The sequence below is a fragment of the Streptomyces wedmorensis genome (assembly GCF_000716445.1).
GTDB lineage: Bacteria > Actinomycetota > Actinomycetes > Streptomycetales > Streptomycetaceae > Streptomyces > Streptomyces wedmorensis.
This window is the reverse complement of the sequence record NZ_JNWK01000145.1, coordinates 1-1,384: the sequence shown is the minus strand read 5'-3', so window position 1 is coordinate 1,384 and position 1,384 is coordinate 1. Positions and strand designations below refer to the sequence as shown.

Genomic DNA, 1,384 nt, shown 5'->3' with positions numbered 1-1,384 from the left:
CTAGGACTTGTCCGGTCGATCATGTGACTACTCCGTGCCCGAGTCGTTGCTGTGGGCATGGGGCGGGGTGATCTGACGGATGCCGAGTGGGAACGGCTTCGGCCGTTCCTGCCGGTCAGCAACGGCCGTTGTGGCAGGTGGCGGGATCACCGGCAGGTGATCGACGGGATTCTGCACCGGGTCCGTACCGGAGTGCAGTGGCGCGACTTGCCCGAACGGTTCGGGCCGTGGAAGACCGTCTATGAACGCCACCGCCTGTGGTCGGCCGACGGAACCTGGGAACGTCTGCTCCAGCAGGTCCAGGCCGCAGCGGATGCGGCGGGTGAGATCGACTGGGACATCTCCGTCGACTCCACCATCGTCCGCGCGCATCAGCATGCGGCCGGCGCCCGCACCGATGCGCCTCCAGCCCCGGGAGTAAAGGGGGCCGAAGGGATGGAACACCAGGACGAGACACCGTGGCAGAGTCTCGTCGCCCGCCTGGTGGAGGTGGTGCTGGAGGCGAGGGCCTGGGCCGCTCGCGGGGCGGGTTCACCAGCAAGCTCCACCTGAGCGCGGACGGCCGCTGCCGCCCGCTGTCCCTGGTCATCACCCCAGGCCAGCGGGCAGACTGCACCCAGTTCAAGCCGGTCCTGGAAAAGATCCGAGTACCCAGACAAGGCCTGGGCCGACCACGCAAGAAGCCCGACAGCCTCGCTGCCGACAAGGCCTACAGCAACGGTCCCATCCGCGAGTACCTGCGACGGCGGGGAATCCGCCACACGATCCCGGAGAAAACCGACAGCCAGGCCGCCCGCCTGCGCAAAGGCTCCCGCGGCGGACGGCCACCCGCTTTCGACGAGGAGCGGTACAAGAAGCGCAACACCGTCGAGCGGGCGATCAACCGCCTGAAGCAGTCCAGGGCCGTCGCGACCCGCTACGACAAACGCGGCTACGTCTTCCTCGGCACCGCCACTGCGGCGTCCGTCGCGATCTGGCTACGAACGTGATCCCGGAGCCGATGCCTCGGCGTCGTTGCAGCCGTGGTCGGCCCACTCGGTGAGGAGCTCGGCCAAGCTTGCAAGCGGCGTTGTCATCGGCCAGGGCGCACGTTCTTCGCGACCCGTCCACGTCAGGTGAACCACAGCCCAGGGCAACGGCCGGTTCGCGACCCTGAACAGGACGTCGTCGCATCCTTCGCATCGTGCCGCAGCGGTGGCCTCTGCTCCGTGCAGGGGGTGTCCAGGGGGCAGCTCGCGATTCAGTTCAAGCTCGAAGTCGTGCATGCCACCATCGGGCACCCACCACGGGGCGGGCAGGAGCGACGGGTCATCCGGCAGGTGCTGCATCCCAGCATCCTTGCAGAACCCCTAGGGCCGGCCTTGATCGGCCGGACAGGACCTAG

1 protein-coding gene is annotated in these 1,384 nt (G+C 68.0%); it reads left to right on the top strand.

All coding sequences use genetic code 11. The annotated features are described in order from the left end of the window. Positions 1–57: 57 nt before the first annotated feature. Positions 58–989, top strand: a protein-coding gene (locus OO54_RS44735) for an IS5 family transposase (RefSeq protein WP_425348028.1) whose coding sequence is annotated in 2 segments (ribosomal slippage) — positions 58–435 and positions 438–989 — 930 coding nt in all. Because the reading frame shifts where the segments join, the coding sequence is not laid out codon by codon here. The last annotated feature ends 395 nt before the right edge of the window (positions 990–1,384 follow it).